This window comes from Rhodanobacter sp. sgz306013 (genome assembly GCF_057031145.1).
Genome location: NZ_JBXCIJ010000002.1, coordinates 73,325 through 91,669 on the forward strand (window position 1 = coordinate 73,325; position 18,345 = coordinate 91,669).

At 65.7% G+C, this 18,345-nt stretch carries 15 protein-coding genes and 1 pseudogene; 10 read left to right on the forward strand and 6 right to left on the reverse strand.

The genetic code is table 11. The features are described from left to right. Window positions 1–72: 72 nt before the first annotated feature. Entirely contained in the window at window positions 73–909 is an 837-nt protein-coding gene (locus AC2EWF_RS05385) for a DUF4377 domain-containing protein (RefSeq protein ID WP_483638342.1), read from the forward strand. Window positions 910–956: 47 nt separating this feature from the next. Here the strand turns inward: AC2EWF_RS05385 and AC2EWF_RS05390 are convergent, their stop codons facing one another. The 3 genes from AC2EWF_RS05390 to AC2EWF_RS05400 all read right to left on the reverse strand — a co-directional run bounded on the left by AC2EWF_RS05390 (window position 957) and on the right by AC2EWF_RS05400 (window position 3,199). Then, on the reverse strand, window positions 957–1,331 hold the full coding sequence (locus AC2EWF_RS05390) for a YciI family protein (protein ID WP_483638343.1): 375 nt from the start codon (window positions 1,329–1,331) through the stop codon (window positions 957–959). Window positions 1,332–1,406: 75 nt separating this feature from the next. After that, complete coding sequence (locus AC2EWF_RS05395) at window positions 1,407–2,330, reverse strand: M14 family metallopeptidase (protein WP_483638344.1); 924 nt, start codon at window positions 2,328–2,330, stop codon at window positions 1,407–1,409. A gap of 251 nt (window positions 2,331–2,581) precedes the next feature. After that, complete coding sequence (locus AC2EWF_RS05400) at window positions 2,582–3,199, reverse strand: OmpH/Skp family outer membrane protein (RefSeq protein WP_483638345.1); 618 nt, start codon at window positions 3,197–3,199, stop codon at window positions 2,582–2,584. 388 nt (window positions 3,200–3,587) lie between these two features. On the opposite strand from AC2EWF_RS05400, the gene AC2EWF_RS05405 reads away from it, so the two are divergent. From AC2EWF_RS05405 to AC2EWF_RS05430, 6 genes and pseudogenes are all read left to right on the forward strand, one after another. Next, window positions 3,588–4,781 carry a serine hydrolase domain-containing protein gene (locus AC2EWF_RS05405; protein WP_483638346.1) on the forward strand — a complete coding sequence of 398 codons (1,194 nt, stop codon included), beginning with the start codon at window positions 3,588–3,590 and terminating at the stop codon, window positions 4,779–4,781. Between the two features lie 214 nt (window positions 4,782–4,995). Continuing rightward, window positions 4,996–5,463 carry an Hsp20 family protein gene (locus AC2EWF_RS05410; protein ID WP_483638347.1) on the forward strand — a complete coding sequence of 156 codons (468 nt, stop codon included), beginning with the start codon at window positions 4,996–4,998 and terminating at the stop codon, window positions 5,461–5,463. A 238-nt stretch (window positions 5,464–5,701) separates the two neighbouring features. Continuing rightward, window positions 5,702–6,186, forward strand: a pseudogene (locus AC2EWF_RS05415) (Hsp20/alpha crystallin family protein). A gap of 380 nt (window positions 6,187–6,566) precedes the next feature. Next, complete coding sequence (locus tag AC2EWF_RS05420) at window positions 6,567–7,853, forward strand: glycoside hydrolase family 2 (protein ID WP_483638348.1); 1,287 nt, start codon at window positions 6,567–6,569, stop codon at window positions 7,851–7,853. Window positions 7,854–8,050: 197 nt separating this feature from the next. Continuing rightward, entirely contained in the window at window positions 8,051–8,590 is a 540-nt protein-coding gene (locus AC2EWF_RS05425) for a DinB family protein (RefSeq protein ID WP_483638349.1), read from the forward strand. A 193-nt stretch (window positions 8,591–8,783) separates the two neighbouring features. Further along, entirely contained in the window at window positions 8,784–9,413 is a 630-nt protein-coding gene (locus AC2EWF_RS05430) for a GntR family transcriptional regulator (protein ID WP_483638350.1), read from the forward strand. 135 nt (window positions 9,414–9,548) lie between these two features. Here AC2EWF_RS05430 and AC2EWF_RS05435 read toward each other — a convergent pair whose 3' ends face one another. Continuing rightward, window positions 9,549–10,694, reverse strand: coding sequence for an alpha/beta fold hydrolase (locus tag AC2EWF_RS05435; RefSeq protein WP_483638351.1), 1,146 nt, complete (start codon window positions 10,692–10,694; stop codon window positions 9,549–9,551). Window positions 10,695–11,046: 352 nt separating this feature from the next. Between AC2EWF_RS05435 and AC2EWF_RS05440 the strand changes: the two genes are divergently transcribed. From AC2EWF_RS05440 to AC2EWF_RS05450, 3 genes are all read left to right on the forward strand, one after another. Continuing rightward, complete coding sequence (locus AC2EWF_RS05440; RefSeq protein WP_483638352.1) at window positions 11,047–11,190, forward strand: benenodin family lasso peptide; 144 nt, start codon at window positions 11,047–11,049, stop codon at window positions 11,188–11,190. 99 nt (window positions 11,191–11,289) lie between these two features. Beyond that, window positions 11,290–11,925 (forward strand): lasso peptide biosynthesis B2 protein, encoded by a 636-nt coding sequence (locus tag AC2EWF_RS05445; protein ID WP_483638353.1) that lies wholly within the window; start codon window positions 11,290–11,292, stop codon window positions 11,923–11,925. After that, a complete protein-coding gene (locus AC2EWF_RS05450; protein ID WP_483638354.1) occupies window positions 11,925–13,673 on the forward strand; it encodes an asparagine synthase-related protein in 1,749 nt (582 codons plus the stop codon). The genes AC2EWF_RS05445 and AC2EWF_RS05450 overlap by 1 nt, the downstream gene beginning before the upstream one ends. On the opposite strand, the gene AC2EWF_RS05455 is transcribed toward AC2EWF_RS05450, so the two are convergent. Together AC2EWF_RS05455 and AC2EWF_RS05460 are read right to left on the reverse strand one after the other, a co-directional pair. After that, window positions 13,658–15,793: an Atxe2 family lasso peptide isopeptidase gene (locus AC2EWF_RS05455; RefSeq protein ID WP_483638355.1), complete on the reverse strand. Its 2,136-nt coding sequence runs from the start codon at window positions 15,791–15,793 to the stop codon at window positions 13,658–13,660. The genes AC2EWF_RS05450 and AC2EWF_RS05455 overlap by 16 nt on opposite strands. 64 nt (window positions 15,794–15,857) lie before the next feature. After that, complete coding sequence (locus AC2EWF_RS05460) at window positions 15,858–18,257, reverse strand: TonB-dependent receptor plug domain-containing protein (RefSeq protein ID WP_483638356.1); 2,400 nt, start codon at window positions 18,255–18,257, stop codon at window positions 15,858–15,860. Window positions 18,258–18,345 lie beyond the last annotated feature (88 nt).

Below are 18,345 nucleotides of genomic sequence, written 5' to 3' on the forward strand. Positions count from 1 at the left end.
TTATCCGCGACATGGCCACCACACGGGGTATGACATAAGCTCGCGGCGTTGCGCCCTCACGGAGAGAACCCCATGCGCGTCCATCCGTTGTTGCTGTCGCTGGCCCTCGCCGCCTGCGCTGTCGTGCCGGTCGCCAGGGGGGCCCAGGCGACGGCGCCGGGCGGCGCGACACCGGGAACCGCGCCCGGAACTGCATCGGGCGCCACCGTGCCGGATGCCGCGCTGCTCGGCGGCTACCACTGGCAGCTGACACAGGCGACCAATCGCTACGGCCAACGCATCGACGCGCTGTTCGTGCGCCCGCTCAAGCCATTGCAGCTGGACTTCGACGGTAACCGCGTCAGCGTGCGCAACGGTTGCAACGGCATGGACGGCAACTACCGCATCGTGAACGGGCAACTCGTGGTCGGGCCGATGACCCACACCATGATGGCCTGCGCCGATTTCGCGCTGAACCGGCTGGACGGCCTGATCGGCCTACGCCTGAGCGTCAGGCCCGCGATCACCGTCACGCGCAGCGGCGGCACCCCGCTGCTGCACCTGCACACCGCCGCCGGCGATAGCCTGGTCTTTACCGGCCTGCCCACGCCCGAGACCCGCTACGGTGGTTCCGGCGTCACCGAGTTCCTGGAGGTGTCACCGCAGACCGTGCCGTGCAACCACCCGCGGATGTCGAGCCCGCAATGCCTCGACGTGCGCGAAGTGCATTACGACGCGAACGGCCTCAAGACCGGCACGCCCGGCAACTGGCACGTGCTGCTGCACGGGATCGAGGGCTATACGCACCGGCCCGGCGTGCGCAACGTGCTGCGCGTGCAGCGCTATAGGGTGCAGCACTCGCCCGCCGGCGCCCCGACGGACGCCTACGTGCTGGACATGGTGGTCGAGTCGGAGCTTGTCCGGCACTGAGAGCCTGTCACGGTCTCCCCGTGGCTCGCGCGGCTTCGCCGGGGCAGTCAGGCACCCACGCGCCGGCGCACCGCGTCGAAATCGCGCACTGGGCGCACCTCGATGCAGCCGGTCTGCGCCCACGGCAACTCGGCAGCCATGCGGATCGCCTCTTCCTCGCTGTCCGCCTCGACCAGGTTGAAACCGGCGAGGTATTCCTTGGTCTCCGCGAACGGGCCGTCCAGCACGAAGGTCTTGCCCGCGCGGATGCGCACCGATTTCGCGGTGGCCGGCGCCTCCAGCTGCTGCGCGTCGAGCAGCTTGCCCCGCTCGCGCTGCTCATCCGCGTGGGTGATGCACGCATGCATGCGCGTGTCGAATTCGCCCGGCGGCAGGGCCTCGAGAAGGCTGTCGTCGCTGTAGACCATCAGCAGGTATTTCATGGCGGGCTCGCGTCGCTGTGGCGGGGGAAGCGTGATGCTCGCACAGATCCCGCGCCGATGGCTGACAGCACTGCGTCAGGGATGCGCCAGCGCGTAGTCGATCGCCCCGCACACCGCCGCCGCCTGTGCGTCGTTGCACTGCGCCGGCGTGGCGCGCGGACTGTCGGGATAGACCTCGGTGGTGGTGCGATAACGCGCGTCGGTGATGCCAGCGCACAGGCCGAGTTCGCGGCAGGCGTACTCGATCACGCCCTGCGCCACCACCGGCGAGCCGATGATGGTGCCGTCGGGGTCGGCCGGCGCGATATGGGTGACCCGGGCCACCGCCGCGATCACCGCCTGCTGGAACGCGGGCTCCGGCCGCGCGCTGTCCGCGCACAGGTAGAAGCCGTCGGGGATGGTGCCTGGCTCGAAGCGCTTGCCGTCGCGCGCCGCCAGCGCGGGGCGGAATTCGCTCTCGTCGCTGTCGGTGGTTTCGTGCAGGTCGATGTGCATGCGCACCTGGTCGCGCAGCGGCGCCAGCAGGCGCCACAACGCCGCGGATTCCTGCGCAGGGCTGTGCTCGCGGAAATTGCGGTTGGGGTCCAGCGCGTCGGGGTTCCAGCGATGGATGCGCTCGTAACCCCAGGGGCTCACGCAGGGCACGCACAGCAGGTTGATGCGGCCGGCGTAGCGCGCCGCGTCGCGTTCGAGGAACTGCAAGGCGCCGTGTACGCCGCTGGTCTCGTAACCGTGCACGCCGCCGGTGACCAGCATCACGGGCAGGGCCGCATTCCAGTCGCGGCTCTTCACCGCGTAGAGCGGGTAGTGCTCGGGCGCGTAGTCCAGCCGGCCGTATTCGCTGACGTCGAAGTGCGCGCGCAGTGCCTCGATGCGGCTCACCACTTCGTCCGCGTAGCTGCGCCTGCGATCCTGCCGCGTGCGCCATGCGGCGACTTCGGCCGGGCCCCATGGCGTGCCGGGATTGCCAATGGGATAGGCGGAAACGCTGCGGGTCATGGGGGGCTCGACTCAAGGGAAGGGGGCGGCAACTTTAGCATCCGCCTTGTCTGGCCCTTGCCCGCCACCCCAACCATGCTCCCTCTCCCGCCGGGAGACCGGCAGGGTCGCAGGTGACCCTGCTTCGGGGAGCGCCGACGGAGGCGACGTGAAGGGCCACGCCCGCAGGAAACCCGTCCTCGATGGGACAAGGAAACGGCCGCCGCGCGGGGACGGCAGCCGTCTCGAATTCGCGACGACGCTCCTGGAAATTACTTCGCGGGAGCTGCCGGCGCAGGCTCCAGATTGAAGTTGAGGCTGGTGATCCTGCCGTCCAGGCCGCGCACCACGTCGCCAGTGAGGTCGTTGGTGGCGTTGCCGCCCAGCACCGCGTCGCGGTTCAGCAGCAGACCGCAGTGGTGGCTGGTATAGCTGCTGGCGACGATGGGCTGGGCCTGCTCGCCGATCTGCTGCATCACCTTGCTGCGAGTGAGCTGGATGCGCTGGTCGAGCTCGTTCGCCTGCGCCTGGAAACCCTGCATGCGCTGCTGCAGTGCGTGGCCTTGCTGCTGGCGTTGCGCCTCGGTGAGCGTGGACGATTTCTGCTGGAAGGCCTGGATGTCGGCATCCAGCGGCTTGCGCTGGTTTTCCAGCAGCGACTGCTGCTGCGTCGCCAGCTGCTTCAGCCGCTCGCTCGCCGCCTGCCCCACCTTGGACTGCGCAAACACCGCCTCGCGCGACAGCATGCACACGCCGGCCACCGGGTTGCCCTCGAGCTGATTGGCGGTGGCGGCAGGCGTGGTGGCGGCCTGGGCCGGCGCCACGGGGGCCAGGGAAAGACCAGCGGCGGCGGCCAGTGCAGCGACGAGCAGGGGACGATGCATGTTCATGTGGGATATCCGTGGCTAGGCTTGGGGGTCCCGTGGGCAGGCATGACCCACGGCAGTGCATCAGCATACTCGCAGGCGCTGGCTGACTGACGGCTGGAGGGGGCACTGCGAGGCCGCCACCCCCGACCTTTCCCCGGCAACCGGGCCGACCTGCTGTCCGATGACCTCTGCGACGCCTTGTCGATGCCGGCCTACGGCGTCCCGTTCCTGCTGCAGGCCTTTCTGCTGGCACCGGGGTGGTGATGGTTCCGGCGCCGGGTGATCCGCAAATCCCGCCACCTCGGCGCAAGCTAGCCGGAAACTGTCCCGGGCATTCTTTCGAGGTTCCTATCCCCGCACCGGTGTGCCTTAATCCCATCCTTCCCTGTTGCCGCGAGCGGAGTGGACCATGGCTCTGCGCTGGATCGCCTGCCTGCTGCTCCTGCTGAGCGCCGACGCCTGGGCCGGTGGCCCCGTCGCCACCGTGCGTGTCGCCTTCGACCGCCACGGCATCACCGCCGTCCGCGTGCACGGTTATGCCGACCGGGCCACCGGCCGCGCGGTCACCGCGGACGACCCGGTGCGCATCGCCTCGATCTCCAAGCTGGTCACCACGCTGGGCGTGATGCGGCTGGTGGAGGCGGGCAAGCTCGACCTGGATGCGGACGCCTCCACCCTGCTCGGCTGGCGGCTGCGCAACCCGGCCTTCCCGGATACGCCGATCACCCTGCGCCTGCTGCTGTCGCACCGCTCCAGCCTCACCGACGCGGCCGGCTACTGGCAGACCCCGCTGGGCGGCGAGCTGCGCGACATCGTCGCGGATCCGCGCGCCTGGGATACGGAACACGCACCGGGCAGCTACTTCCACTACACCAACCTCAACTTCCCGCTGGTGGCGCAGATCATGGAGCGCGCCACCGGCGAGCGCTTCGACCGGCTGATGGCGCGCCTGGTGCTGCGCCCCCTGGGCATTACAGCCTGCTTCAACTGGGCGCTGTGCAGCGACGCCAGCGCCGCCCGCGCGGTGGTGCTGTACGACGCCGACGGCAAGCCGGTGAAGGACGACAACCACGGCCGCAAGCCCATCTGCCCGGTGACGCCGGCCAGCGACGGCAGCTGCGACCTGTCGCGCTGGCGCGCCGGCACCAACGGCGCGTTGTTCTCGCCGCAGGGCGGCCTGCGCATCTCCGCCAGGGGCCTGGCGCGCATCGGCGAGCTGCTGCTCGGCAACGGCAGCATCGACGGCAAGCGCCTGCTCACGCCCGGCTCCATCCAGGCGATGATCGCCCCCGAATGGCAATACCGCCCCGGCGACGGCCTGACCTGGGAGGAAGACGGCGGCGACGTCGACCCGGGCTTCTTCTGCCGCTACGGCCTCGCCGTGCAGACGCTGGCCACGCCGGTACAAGGCTGCCGCGACGACCCGTTCGGCGACGGCGTGGCGCGCGTGGGCCATTCCGGCTCCGCCTACGGGCTGCAGGCCGGCCTGTGGGTGGACCGCAAGCGCGGCACCGGCGTGGTCTGGTTCGCCACCGGCATGCCGGACCGGCGGCTGGGCGGCAAATCGGCGTTCAGCGCGGTGGAAGAGCGCCTGGCGCATTAGCCGAACACCCCTTCGGACAGCCTTGCCACAGCCGCCCCGGGACCTGGATTTTTCAGCCGTATGGATGGCTAAACAAGAGCTGAAAACGGGGTCTTGAAAAGTGTTTTCCAGCGCATAGAATGCTGCGCGCCGGGCGCTACGGGTCCGGCTGGCCGCGACCGTTCGCGGCGCGGCGAATAGTCCTTTTCCATGTTGCTCTCATGAGGATATGGCCATGCGCACTGTTCTTGATTTTTCGCCCCTGCATCGCTCCAGCATCGGTTTCGAGCGCATTTTCGGCTTGCTCGAAGCGGCTCAGGCACAACCGTCCGACAACTGGCCGCCCTTCGACACCATGAAGCTCTCCGAGGATCGCTACCGCATCAGCATGGCAGTGGCGGGCTTCAAGCGCGACGAGATCGATATCTCCCAGCAGGAGAACCTGCTCGTCATCAAAGGCGAACGCAAAAACGACGTCGAGGGCGAATACCTGCATCGCGGCATCGCCTGCCGCCCGTTCGTCCGCCGCTTCGAACTGGCCGAGCACGTCCGGGTCACGGATGCCCATCTCGCCGACGGCCTGCTGAACATCAGCCTCAAGCGTGAACTGCCCGAAGCCATGAAGCCGCGCCGGATCCAGATCAATACTGATGAGGCGACGCTGGCAAAAGTCCGGCAGATCGAGCAACAGGCGGTTGCCTGATTCCCCCGCAGCCGTTCCGCGTCGCACGACGCGGAACGGCTGCGGATGCAGCTTTCGCCTGCGCGCCCCCCTGTCACTGCGCGCAGGCCTTTTTTTCTCAGCGCTCGCACGACGGCCCGATCATGACGGCCCGGCAGGGTGGCGCCGTCGCAGCCGGCGTCGACCGCCAGCGCTCACGACACACCGGCCGGCGGCTGCCGTTCGCTGACGGCAACCGTCCGCCGCGGAGGTTCTTGCCATGAACAGCAAATCGATACGTACGCCCGATTGGCCGAGCCACTCGCCGGCGCAGGATCCGATCAAGCAACTGTTCGACAGGGTTTTCGAGGGCGGCCTTTTCCAGAGTGCCTCGTCCGACGATTCCTCGGTCGTCACCAGCCAATGGGTTCCCCGCGTCGACTCAAGGAAGAGGCGCACCGGTTCGTCCTCTATGCGGACATCCCCGGCGTCGAACCGGATGCGATCGAGGTGCAGATGGACAAGGGGATGCTCACCATCAAGGGCGAGCGCAAGGCCGAGGTCGAGCAAGGCACCGAGCAGTTCACCCGTGTCGAGCGCCGCTACGGGGCGTTTCACCGGCGCTTCGCCCTGCCCGACAGCGCGGACCCGGACGGCATCACCGCCACCGGGCGCAACGGCGTGCTGCAGATCGCGATACCGAAGCGCCCTGAAACCACGCCGCGCCGCATCCGGGTAGGCAAGGCGGGCGCCGACGCGCCCTGATGCGCCGAATGCCCCCGGGCCGGTCCTGCGGGAGGGGCGCTGGAGACTGCGCCCCTCCCGCAGGGTCCGGAATGGCCGAGGCTTTAGGCATCCAGCCTTGCTCCCCGGAAGCGAACCCGCCGCGCGTATCGCCCGCACTCCTCGATGCCCGCAACGATGATCGACACGGGGTCGAGGAGCAGGCACGGCATGCATGCGTTGCCAGGACCCCGGTGAATCAGCGGACCCGTCGCGGGCAAGCCTGATCCGGCAGCAGCACGAAGCCGGCCCCAGGCGAATCAATGGCGACGGCAGGTGCCGCAGGCACGCGCCAGCCGCCATGCACCGCTGTCGGCTCCTGCAATAATGCGTACCGCCTCCGGAAAACGGTACCGCCGACCGTGCCATCGATCGACGCGACACAACGCAAGCTGATCGTCGGCATCGTCGTGGCGACGCTGCTGGCCCTCGCCGTCGTGATCGCCGATCTGGCGAGCGGCGGCCGGCCTGATCCGCAGCCGCTGCGCGCCGCCGCCACCTTGCTCGACGGCTCCTGGCGCTTCCATGTCGGCGACGACCCGCGCTGGGCGAACGCCGACGTGGACGACAGCGGCTGGGAGACGGTCGACCTGACCGCCGCGCCCGGCAGCCACGACGGCGACGTGGGCCTGCCCGACTACGTGGGCGGGTGGATGGCGCACGGCCATCCCGGCTACCACGGCTACGCCTGGTACCGGCGCGCGGTGACGGTGCCGGCAGGACACGCGTCGTGGGACCTCCTCGGGCCTACCCTCGTCGAGGACGGCTACGCGTTGTACTGGAACGGCCGGCTGCTGGGCGGCTCGGGACGGCTCGGTGCCCACCCGCGCGTCGTCGGCACGCGGCCGCTGCAGTTCGCCTTGCCTGCCGATGCGGCAGGCACCCGTGGCGTGCTCGCCGTGCGCACTTACATGGACCCCGGCTCGGCCAGCAGCGCCGATGGTGGCGGCATGCATACCGCGCCCATCCTGGCGCCGCGGCCGATCAGCGATGCGCTGCACCGCGTGCAATGGCAGCGGACCATCGCCGGCTATATCGTCGAGGTGGTCGAGCCGCTCGCCATGCTGGCCCTCATCGGCCTGGCGCTTGCGTACGGGTCACGCAGCAGCCGCCAGGGTTTCCTGGCCTTTGCCTGCATCGCGCTGGTGCTCATGGCGACCTCGCGCCTCGACAACGCGATCGTGTCCTGGACCGACCTGTTGGACCTGACCACCTATGCGTGGCTGGGCTCGGTACTGTGGATACCGACGGTGGCCGCCTGGACATGGGCATGGAACCGCTGGTGCCCGCGTCCGTGGCGCAGCATCGATGCGGCGGCGCTGGCGCTGGCGATTGCCGGGACCGTCGGCGTCGCGATCCATTCGTCCCCCTGGATCCGCGCCAGCCGACCAGCATCGATCGCGCTGTTCGTGGTGATCGGCGTGCGCATGCTCCGCAGCGGCCCGCTGCGCGTCCTGGCGCTGGTCACGCTGGCCTCGGTCGTGGCCGCGCTGTTCGGCGGCGAGCTGCTCGACACCATCGGCGTACCGGGCATCTGGTTCCCGTTCGGCATCGGCGTATCGCGAACGCAGTACGTCTACGCCATCGCCCTTCCACTGCTCGGCTTGCTGATCGTGCGCACCGTGCTGCCAAAGCAAACGCCGCGATAGGCCGGGCGGCGATGCCGCATCGGCGCGATGCGCGTTGCGCGCCTCCGGCGTACAGGCTCAGGCCTGCAAGCCCGCATCCGCTGCGGCGGCTCCGTTGCGCCGAAGCTTCCCCCTCGATACCCGGGTGCGCAGGCCGACAGTGGCCTCACCCCGCACCAGCCGCTACCTTTCCGCCTTTCCACCTGCGGTGAAGCTCCATGTCCCTCAAGGCCGATTTCGAACTGATGGCCCGATACAACCAGTGGATGAACGCGCGCCTCTACGCGCAGGCCGCGACGCTGGACGAGGCGGAGCTGCGCGCGGACCGGGGGGCGTTCTTCGGTTCCATCCTGGCGACGCTGGCGCACATCCTCGCCGCCGACATGCACTGGCTGAAGCGTTTTGCCGCCGCGATGCCGAGAATGGCTTCGCTGGACCCCGTGCGCGCGCTGCCGCTGCCCGCACTGGTCCGCGGCAACGTATCTCCCGAGTTTGCCGGCCTGCAGGCGGATCGGGCGGCGATGGACGCGACGATCCTCGCGTTCACCCTCGAAGCCGACGACGCGCTGTATGCGCAGCCGCTGCGCTACACCAACAGCGCCGGCGAGCCCCACACCAAGCCGGCCGGGCTGGTGCTGCGACACGTGTTCAACCACCAGACCCACCATCGCGGCCAGGTCACCACCTTGTTCAGCCAGTTGGGCATCGACGTCGGCGTCACCGACCTGTCGGCCTTGATCCCGGAGTGCGACGGCTGAGCGGAGGGCACGCCGGGGCTCTTATTCTGGCCACTCGACAAGCCATTTCTTTGGGGAAACGAAGCCATCCGCACCCGATTTCGTGACCCAGTTTTGGGATCTGGGTCCCTTTTTGCGCAAAAACATACGATGATCGGCAAGTTCTTGTAGTTCCGGTGCAGGAGTCAACCATCCGCCGGCAGGGAGTCCAGCCATGGATGCGACCCACTCCAAGAGTGCATTCGTGTACGGACAGGTCAGGCGCGCCCTGCGGGCCGGGCGCTACGCACCCGGGCAGCGGATCGACCCGGCCACGCTTGCCGCCGAGTTCAACACCAGCCCCACGCCGGTCCGGTTCGCCCTGTACCGCCTGGTCGGCGAAGCCCTGGTGGCGGACCACGCCCGCGCGGGACTGCACGTGCCGTTGCTCACCGAAGTCGCGCTGCGCGACCTCTACGACTGGATGGAACGCCTGTTGCTGATGGCATGCGATATCGGCGTGGCGCCCGCCGCACAGGAAACCGGGGCGCTGGATATCGCATCCGCCAACAGTGACCTGGTCAAGCCGACATGGCATTTGTTCGACGCGATCGCCCGCGCGACCGCCCATCGATCCCTGCACCATGCCGTGAAGCAGGCCAACGACCGGCTGGCACCGATACGCTGGGCCAAGCAAGGGTTGCTGGAGCACGGCGCCGAAGAGCTTGCGGAACTGGATCGGCACTGGCAGGCGCGCGACATGCCGGCCCTGAAGTCCGCACTGCGCAGCTACCACGAACGCCGCAAGCAATTCGTCCCGAGCATCGTGGCCCTGCTCAACGACCGCAGCGACTCCCTGCGTTAGCGCGCCAGCGGCGCATTCCGGCACGCTTCGACCCGCACGCCGTTGCCCACTGGGGCGCCTGGCCGCGGCACCGGGTCGTGCCCTGCACGCCGGCATCGGGCCCAAAGGGAGTCCGTCGGCCGGAGCCACGCGCGCCTAAGGCAACTGCTCCCCAAACGCAGTCATGGCGCTTACCACCTGCGTGGGGTTCGACAGGAACAGGAAATGGTGGCCGTAGGGTATTCGCACGATCTTCGCCGACGGCTGCTGGTGCAGGAGCGTGGCGATCTCCTGCTCCTGCATGCGCGTGTGCATCTCGTCATCCGCCTGGCGTTTCGCCGCATCTTTGCCGGCAGGCAGATCCGACACGCGTGGGACGGGAACGATGGCGAGGATGGGTACGCTTGGGGCGCGGAAACGCCTTTCGCCTTCAAGCATGGCGTTGTAGACGAACGCCGGGGCCTTCTGTTCCCCGACGCCGCCGGTGGCGGTGGTCGCAAACGTCTGGCGTATCTCGTCCTCGGGTATGACGCCGCCGAGCTGCGCGGAAACGAAGCAGCGAAACGCCGGGAAACTGGCCAGGTCCCTGGGCGTCGGGCCGGGCGACGCCGCGCCCGCCGCGCTTGCGTCATCCGCGGCTATCGCCGCCAGTTCGCTGCGAAGGCTGCGCTGCAGCACGGAAACGTCGCCCAGCAGCGCGGTCATCGGCGACTTGTCCACCGGGTTGTCGCGCATGCGCGCGATCTGCGCAGCCAGGCGATCCAGGTCGGGAAGATACGCCCCCCGATCCGGATCGTAGACCGCGTACTCGTGTGCGGCATCGAGGTAGATCAATCCGGCGATCTCGCCAGGGTAGCGCGCCCCTATCGCGCTCAATTCCTCGCCGGCGATCGAGTGGCCGGCGAGGATGGGGCGATGGATGCCGAGCGCCTTGATGACGGCCATGACGTCGTCGGCCAGCCGATCCGCATCGTAGCCGCTCCGGGGCACCGACGATGCGCCGAAGCCACGTCCGGTCATGCCGTACACGTGAAAATGCCGCGCCAATGCCGGGGCGATCGCATCGAACACGTGCGCCGTGTTGCCCAGGCCCGGCAAGAGCACGAGAGGCCGCCCGGCTCCGCCCCAGTCGAGCACCTCCAGCCGTACTCCCTTCGCCACGGAAACAAACCGCCGGTGGTAGCCGGCGCTTTCCAGCCGGAGAGTCGACGCGGTCGTCGAGCAAGCGATGGCCGCTGAAGCCGCAGGCACGAAGGCCATGCCCAGGATGACCACCACCCACGCCCTGCGGATTGCCGGCATCTCGCACTCCTTGACTACACGTGTAGCCACACTACCGCGCAGCTACACGTGTAGTCAACGTGTCTTGGGTTATGTCGGCACGCCAAGCCGGACGCGCCTGGAAGCGGCATACCGGGTCTCCCCAGCCAACACCCGCCAGGTATGCAGCGTCCGCCGGATTCGATGTTAGGCCCGGGCACAATCCGCAAGTCGGTCGAGCACCGTAGATCAGGCAGGCCCGCATGACGGGAGACGCATCACGCCGGGGAAGAATTATCGGCTGACAACGCAGTAATCATTTGAAAATCAAAAAATCCGGCTCCTACGCTGGCGTTGTCATGGGTCTGCCATGACGCAACCGCAGGAGACTGAGATGAACACGAACGAGAACATCCGCAACCAGCAGGACGATGTCATCGAGCTCGGCGTCGCCAGTGTGGAGACGCAGGGCAGCAGCGGCTTCACCGAGGGGGCCGGGACCGGCCTTCCGATGATTCCCGGCATTTCCGAGGAGTAATCACTCCAGGGTGCGCACCTTGGTGCGCACCCCCTTCGGGGACAGGCGATGTGCTACCAACTCAGAGAGGAACTTTGGTGCTGCGATGTCGACGGGCACATGATCTTTCTCGACATCGCGCATGACCGGTACTTCAAACTGACCGGCCCGCTTGAGAAGGCCATGCGCCGCTTCCAAGCGCATGAAGATGTTGCTTCCCAGCTATTGGAAGATCTCGCGGCCGCACGGATCCTGGTCGAAGTCCCGGACTCGGAAGCGCGCGCCACCGTAGCGACCATCCAACGCCCAACCCGCAGCGCCATCGAGCAACCTGCCACGCCCGCAGGTCGCCAACTCGGCATCGCCATCGTCTTCGAAGTCATGGCGACCGTCTGGTCGACTCGTCGCCAATTGAAAGTTCGCTCACTCAAAACGAACCTCGACGAAGCCTGCGCATACCGCGACAGCAAAACAGGCGCGCTGGAGATTTCCGCAGCCGCCGCGCTTGAGGAGAGGCTGCTCCAGGCCAACCAGCAATTCGCTCGCGCGCGCCGCTACGTGCCTATCGATCCGATCTGCCTGCTGGATTCCCTGGCCCTGCTCCGGTTCTTTTCGCGACGTGGATTGCCGGCAAACATCGTCTTCGGCGTGACATCGGAGCCATTCACAGCGCACTGCTGGGTACAAGCCAACGACATCGTCTTGAACGAAACACTCTCCGACGCCAACGCGCACACTCCCATCCGGATGATCTGATGAACGGTCGCTACATCATTCTGCTCGGCACAAGATGGAGCCGGAGTGCCGACGACACGCTCCAGCTGGACAGGCGCCTGCTCGCCGCGGGAATGGTCTGCAAACTTGAGTCAGCCTCGGCCAGGGTCTTCGCTTCCTCTGATGTGCCTGCTGTTGACATACCCGATCACGGCCTGCTGATCGGCCAGGCTTTCACCAAGGACGGCCAGCCCATCCCTCAGCGCCTGGATATAGATCGGCCAGTGCGGGAGCTCACTACTCGCATGCTGCAGGACACGTGGGGCAACTATCTCGCCATCCTTATCGACCGTGACAACAGTTCGGCAATCACCTTGCTGCGCGATCCTTCAGGTGCCGTGCCATGCGTCTATTCGCTGGCCGATGGCGAAGGCTTCATCACCTCGGATATCGGCCTTGCCGTCGAGCTGGGACTCTATCGCCGTGAAGTGAACTGGCAGGCTGTAGCGCACAGCCTCAACTTCCCCTACCTGAAGACAGCGCGTACGGCGTTAAAGGATGTCAGCGAGCTGCTTCCGGGTTGCGAGCTGACCTGCCGGGGAAGGGACGTTTCAATTCGTCCCGCGTGGTCGCCGTGGCGCTTCGTGGAGAAGGGCACCAGGCACGAGGATCTTCACGCGGCCGCCCAAGACGTCCGAGCCGCCGTATCCGGCGCGGTCAGAGCGCTATCCACGATGGACGACAGGTTCGTGGTCGAGCTGTCGGGCGGACTGGATTCCTCCGTCGTCGCCGTCTGCCTGCACGACGCGTCGCTGCGCGCCAGCTTCTGCACGCTGGTCATGCCCGTGGCCGGAACCGACGAGCGCCCCTACGCCCGTCTGGTGACGGATGCGCTGGGCCGGGAACTCTTCCCGGTAGAGGTCGGGTTCGAACATGTCCGCTTCGAATTTCCCGTGCCGCGCTCGTCCGTCATTCCTGCAGTCGGAATTCTGCAGAACGCCGTCAACGAGGCCTGGGAGGCAACCGGCGACCGGTATGGCGCGCACAGCTTCTTCTCGGGTGGAGGCGGCGATACCGTCTTCTGTTACCTGAAGACCGCGGCTCCCGCCGCCGACGCCTTCATGGAGCGCGGCGTAACGACAGGCATCGCCGCCATCGGCAACCTCGCAGCCCTACACCAATGCACGGTCTTCAAGGCCGGCCGATTGACTCTGAAGAAGCTCATGCAGCGGCCGCACACAGCCTGGAAAGAAGACCGCACGCTGCTCAACCCAGCCTGCGTGGCAGCCGTGTCGGAGCCTCATCCCTGGATGAGCGGTCCATCGAACGCCCTGCCCGGAGATCGCGAGAAAATCCACGACCTGATCGGGACTCAGCTATTCAGGGATGCCACACCCCGCGGCGCGAGACGCTCCATGCACTTTCCGCTGCTGTCCCAGCCCGTCATGGAGGCATGCCTGAAAGTCCCGACCTGGATGTGGATCGCCGAAGGACGAAACCGTGCCGTCGCCCGCCAGGCTTTTGCCGACCGTCTGCCGTACGGCATCCTCCACCGGCGCAGCAAAGGCTCGTACACCGGGTACATGGCCGCCATCTGTACATCTAACAAGCCGACGATGCGCGAGTTCCTCGAGGAGGGTCAGCTGTGCGCACACGATTTGCTCGACCGCTCCGCATTGGCGAATTTCTTCGCAAGAGAACTTGCACCAAGGGATCTGTCGTTTCTCCGCATCTTCGACCTGTGCGCAGCCGAGAACTGGGCGCGCCAACAGGATCAGGGCGCACCGTGAGCCTCCGTGCCGGAACGATGCGTCGCGGCCTTACTCTTCATCGCACGCCAGATGCGGTACTGCCCGGCCTTGTCCGGGCTCGAATCTTCGAACCCCTGCAGCCAGAAGCGGAACCAGTCGACGTTGCGCTCGTACACGGCCAGCTTGTGCCTGGGCTGGAACTTGATATGGCTCTCGTCCGGGAACACGTAGATATCCGCCTGGTGCCTGCGCATCAGCGGGAGCGCATAATCCAGCGTCATCCGGTATTCCTGCTCAGGCAGCTGGAACAGGATCGGCGCCTTGATCTTGTCGAGCTGATACGCGGGCGAAATCTCCCTCCACCGCTTTGGCGTTTCGTCTGGCGCACCAAGTTGCCACACCTCCCGAAGAGTGGAACGAAAGGCACCCCGTAAGCTGTTGAACAGGTAATAGGTTGGCGTCACCGAGATGCCACTGACGGACGCGGCAGTCACTACATCCGAATGGGCCAGCGTCCACAGCGTCACCTCGCTGCCGTAGCTAAGTCCGCCCATGCCAATGCGCGTTCGATCGATGCGCCCCTCGGCGGACAGGAGCTTCACAACGCTCTCCACGGCTGCAAGTCCCTGGTCATAATTGGCGACGAAATCAAGCCGCATCACCGGGTAAGCATTGATGCAAAGCGCCGATATGCCATCTTCGGCCAAGGTAGCGAGCGGCCACTCGTCACCTAGCCCGCCGCGCAAAAATCCGTAGCAATCGTAGAACGTCGCGAACAGCGGAGGCGGCCGACCTGTACTCGCCCCCCGCGCCTGGAATAATTGACCGCTGAACTCCCGGCCCTCCTTGTCATTCCAGCGAATCAGCCTTGCCGGCACTGTCGCCGCGATGTCTTCCTCCAGCCTTTTATTAGGTTCGAAAAGAATTTGGCGATGGCCGCTCTTCACATCAATCGCTTCGAGACGCGGCGGACGATCTGCTTCGGCCGCGACGCACACCAAAGTATCGGTCGACAACGCGCAAGGAATGTCCCAGTAGCGCTGGCTACCGCTGACAAGCCCGTCGGAAACCACAATCGGCCGCACCGCATCTGTTACAACATTCCATCCGTAGATCGACTGCGTACGTCCCTTGTGAAAGTCAACGGCCGTGAACAGGACCTCGTCGCTGCCAGGCCGCCACTGGACAGCCGTGATGTACTTGTCGTGGCATAGCTCAGCCATGCACCGGACCGGGTACGAAGCGTACCTGTCCGGTAACATGGCTAGCTCGACTTGCCGGCTCATCAACAGCCCCTTCTCCTTCTTTCCCGACATCAGCACCGCGATGCGTCCATCGCGCGAACTCTGGGCTATCTTGGTCGGCGCCGCCGGGAGATGCGGCGACAGATCGGCCGCCTTTAGCGGGTGCAGCGGTAGTTCCAATGCAGGCAAGTCCCTGGTTGCCATCGTTGCCAGATCGACAGCCTTCCAGCAGTTCGATGCCTTCGCCAGCAATGGACCAGTCGAGAACCAATCTCCTATGAATCGCTGCGTGGCCGGTCGCCCCTCTAGCTTGCTCGACCGGAACAGTCCGGCGGCAATATTCACCGTGTCGTCGATGCGGATGCCTCGGTCGTACTCGGATTCTTCCGCGCCGACGACCTCTTCCCGGGTTGCGCCGACGCTGTAGGTAAGCGTTTGCCCATCACCGCTCAGCATGAAATCCCGCACGTCCGCCAGATCAGACGTTACTGCACGCCCCCCGGAACCATCCGCTGCCGCGCGCCAAACGGAGACACGGCCATTGAGGCGGGCCCGATAGTAGATCCACCGCCCATCCGGCGACCAGATGGCCGGCGATGGCAACACGACTCCGCTGACGTACTCACGCAATGGCGCACCTCCATCCGCCACACGAAGCGGCGAAGATTTCCCATTCAGGGCCTGTACGTACCACGCGGTGTCGTACGTGTTGCGTACCATCGATGCTTGCTCGGTCCGGAACGCCACGTGCCGCCCATCAGGCGAGATCACCGGGTTACCTAGATCGGTCACCTCCAGCAAGCGCCGCGGCGACACCGTTGCCGCCTGCAGCGCTCCGACGACGATCACACCAAGCACAACAAGTGCAAGCGTCGGAACCCAATGCGGGCGGCGCCTCCTGGTGGAAGCACTCATGCGCATACGTGCTGTCACAGCCGCTCGCAGGGTTGATCGATGAAAAAAATTCATGCCCCCTCCCCTACCAGTGCTTGGAAACCGAAACGCTTATGAAGCGTCCAATCGCCGAGTAGTTGGTGGCGTCGTACGGCACGTACGTCGCAAACGCCGAGGTATAAAGTGGAGGCTTGCGATTCAGCAGGTTCTGAACCGAGAGTCCGAGCGTCAGCCCCGAGAAGGCGGCGGCACGCTCGCCGACCTCGTAGTTAATCGCGATGTCCAGCGTAGTGAACGACGCCGTCTTCTCCGTCACCTCGGGAAGGCGGTTGGTTACTCCGCCGATATAGTTGACGAAGCCCGATGCGCTGAAGCCATTCGACGTCCAGGCAGCGCCGGCGCGGCCATGGAGCCTAGCCGGGTTGAAGACGGTGCCGGCGAGTGTTTGCTCGGGCTGTCCGGCGCTGGTTATCTGCGTGCTCTCAAGCCAGCTGGCCGATCCGCGTACCACCAACTGACTGCCATCAAGATCGAAGCGATACGAGCCCGACAGATCGAGGCCCCTTACCTGCTGTCGTGCGGCGTTCACGTATTGGTCGCGAATGATCGCTACCACCTTGCTCGGGTCGTAAGCCACGCCGGACAGGTTGTAGAAATTGCCGCCATAAACCGCGAAGAGCTGTTGAATCTTTTCGAGCGTCGGCGACCGATCCACGTAATCCCCATAGGCCGGATTGCTCAGCGCCTGCAGGTAGTTGACGGGCAAGACCACACGGTCGGTGTAGTCGATGTCGAACCAGCTCAGTTCGGCGTCGAGCTCCGGCAATGCCTCTGGATGGAAGGCCAACGAAGTCGTCCAGGTTCGTGCTCGCTCGGCCTGCAAGTCGGCATTGCCGCCATAGGACATCAGCACGGTTGCATCCGCGGAACTTCCGCCAGCCCCTACGGTGGAGGCCCTCCACAGATAGGCGTACTTATTTCCATAGAGCTGCGTAAGCGTCGGTGCCTTGAACGACCTCCCCCAGGAGGTCTTGAACGTGAAGTCGGCAGTGGGGTCATAGATCACACCGAGCTTCGGCGTCGTCACCCGGCCAAAACTGTCGTAGTCCTCGCCACGCATCGCCGCGCTGAATTCCAAGCGGTGTACGCCCGGGATACCCGAGGCGGGTGAAACGAACGGAACACTCAGCTCGGCGTAGGCAAACCGGACATTTTCATCGCCACCATAAGGGTTGCCGGAGACCTTCGGCACCTCATGGAATTCATACTCCCGCCCGCCGGTCCCAATGGCTAACTGTGCATCCCCTCCCCAAATCCGGAAAAGTGGACCTTCGGCGCCAATCTCCCAGGAGTGGCTGACGTTGTTGTAGTACTCAAGATCCTCGAGACTGACCCCAGTCTTCGCGATGAGCCGACGCGCGTAGATGTCATCGTCCTTGCCGTACGCCCCGCTCAAGGTGAGCGACCAGCCATGGCGAAGGGAGAACGCGATACTGGGCGACACCAGCGTGATCGATGCCTTCGGGCTGTAGCGGTAGTAAGAATCCGCCGTCAGACCGTAGTACTGCGTCATGTCACGCTTGGTCCTGAGTGCGTCAAGCTGCAGTTCGGCCACGTCGCCGATCGACTGGTGAACGCTGACCAGACCGCTACGCGAATCGCTGCCGTTATAGATCGTGTACGGCTCGATGAGATATTGAGTGTAAGCGCGCTGACGCGCATAGATGGGATCGGCACCGACGTCTTTGAAAGCCGCGATCATCCCACCGCTCGCCCAGGTAGCGCCGACTGTTGCGGAGTACTCACGCGTCGCCAGCCCGCCATCGGTCGCACCACCGTAGCGCGTCCCCAGGGTCACCCCGTTGAAGTCAGGCTTCAAGATCACGTTGGCCACACCGCCCACCGCGTCCGAGCCGTAGATGGCCGACGCACCGTCCGGGACGATTTCCAGGCGCTCCACCGCCTCCACTGGAATGGCACTGATGTCTACGGCCTGGGAGAACCCGTCATAGGCCAGGCGACGCCCATTAAGCAGTGTCAGCGATGCATCGGCTCCCAATCCGCGAAGGTTCAAGGCAGAGCCGCCGGTGAGATCTTGATTGCCGTTGCCGCTGGTAACACCGGTTACCCCTGGGTTTTGTCCGCCAGAGAAATTCTGCGGCACGCTGCGGATCACTTCGCCGAGGTCGGTGAAGCTCTCCTGCTGGATCTGTTCACTGCCGATGGTGATGACCGGCGATGGCGTGCTGCCACCGCGGATACGGGTACCGGTGACCGTTACGGCTTGCAGGTCCGTGGCCACTGGCGATGTGGATGTGTCCGTGGATTTCTTCGGGTGCTTCTTGGCAGGCGCGTTGTTCACCGGCGCCATACCCTGCTCCGTTGTGTCTTTCGTGGCGTCCTGGGCCGCAGCCCAATCACTCGCGCCGGGTGCGGCGATGAGCAAGGCGATGGAAATGGCGTTGCGTAGCGTGCTTGTCTTCATGCTGCGTCCCTCTCCTTGGTTAACCCTGTCCGCACGCGGATTTGCCTACGTGTCAGACTGAAAAAATCGTTTGGCGCGATCAGCCACG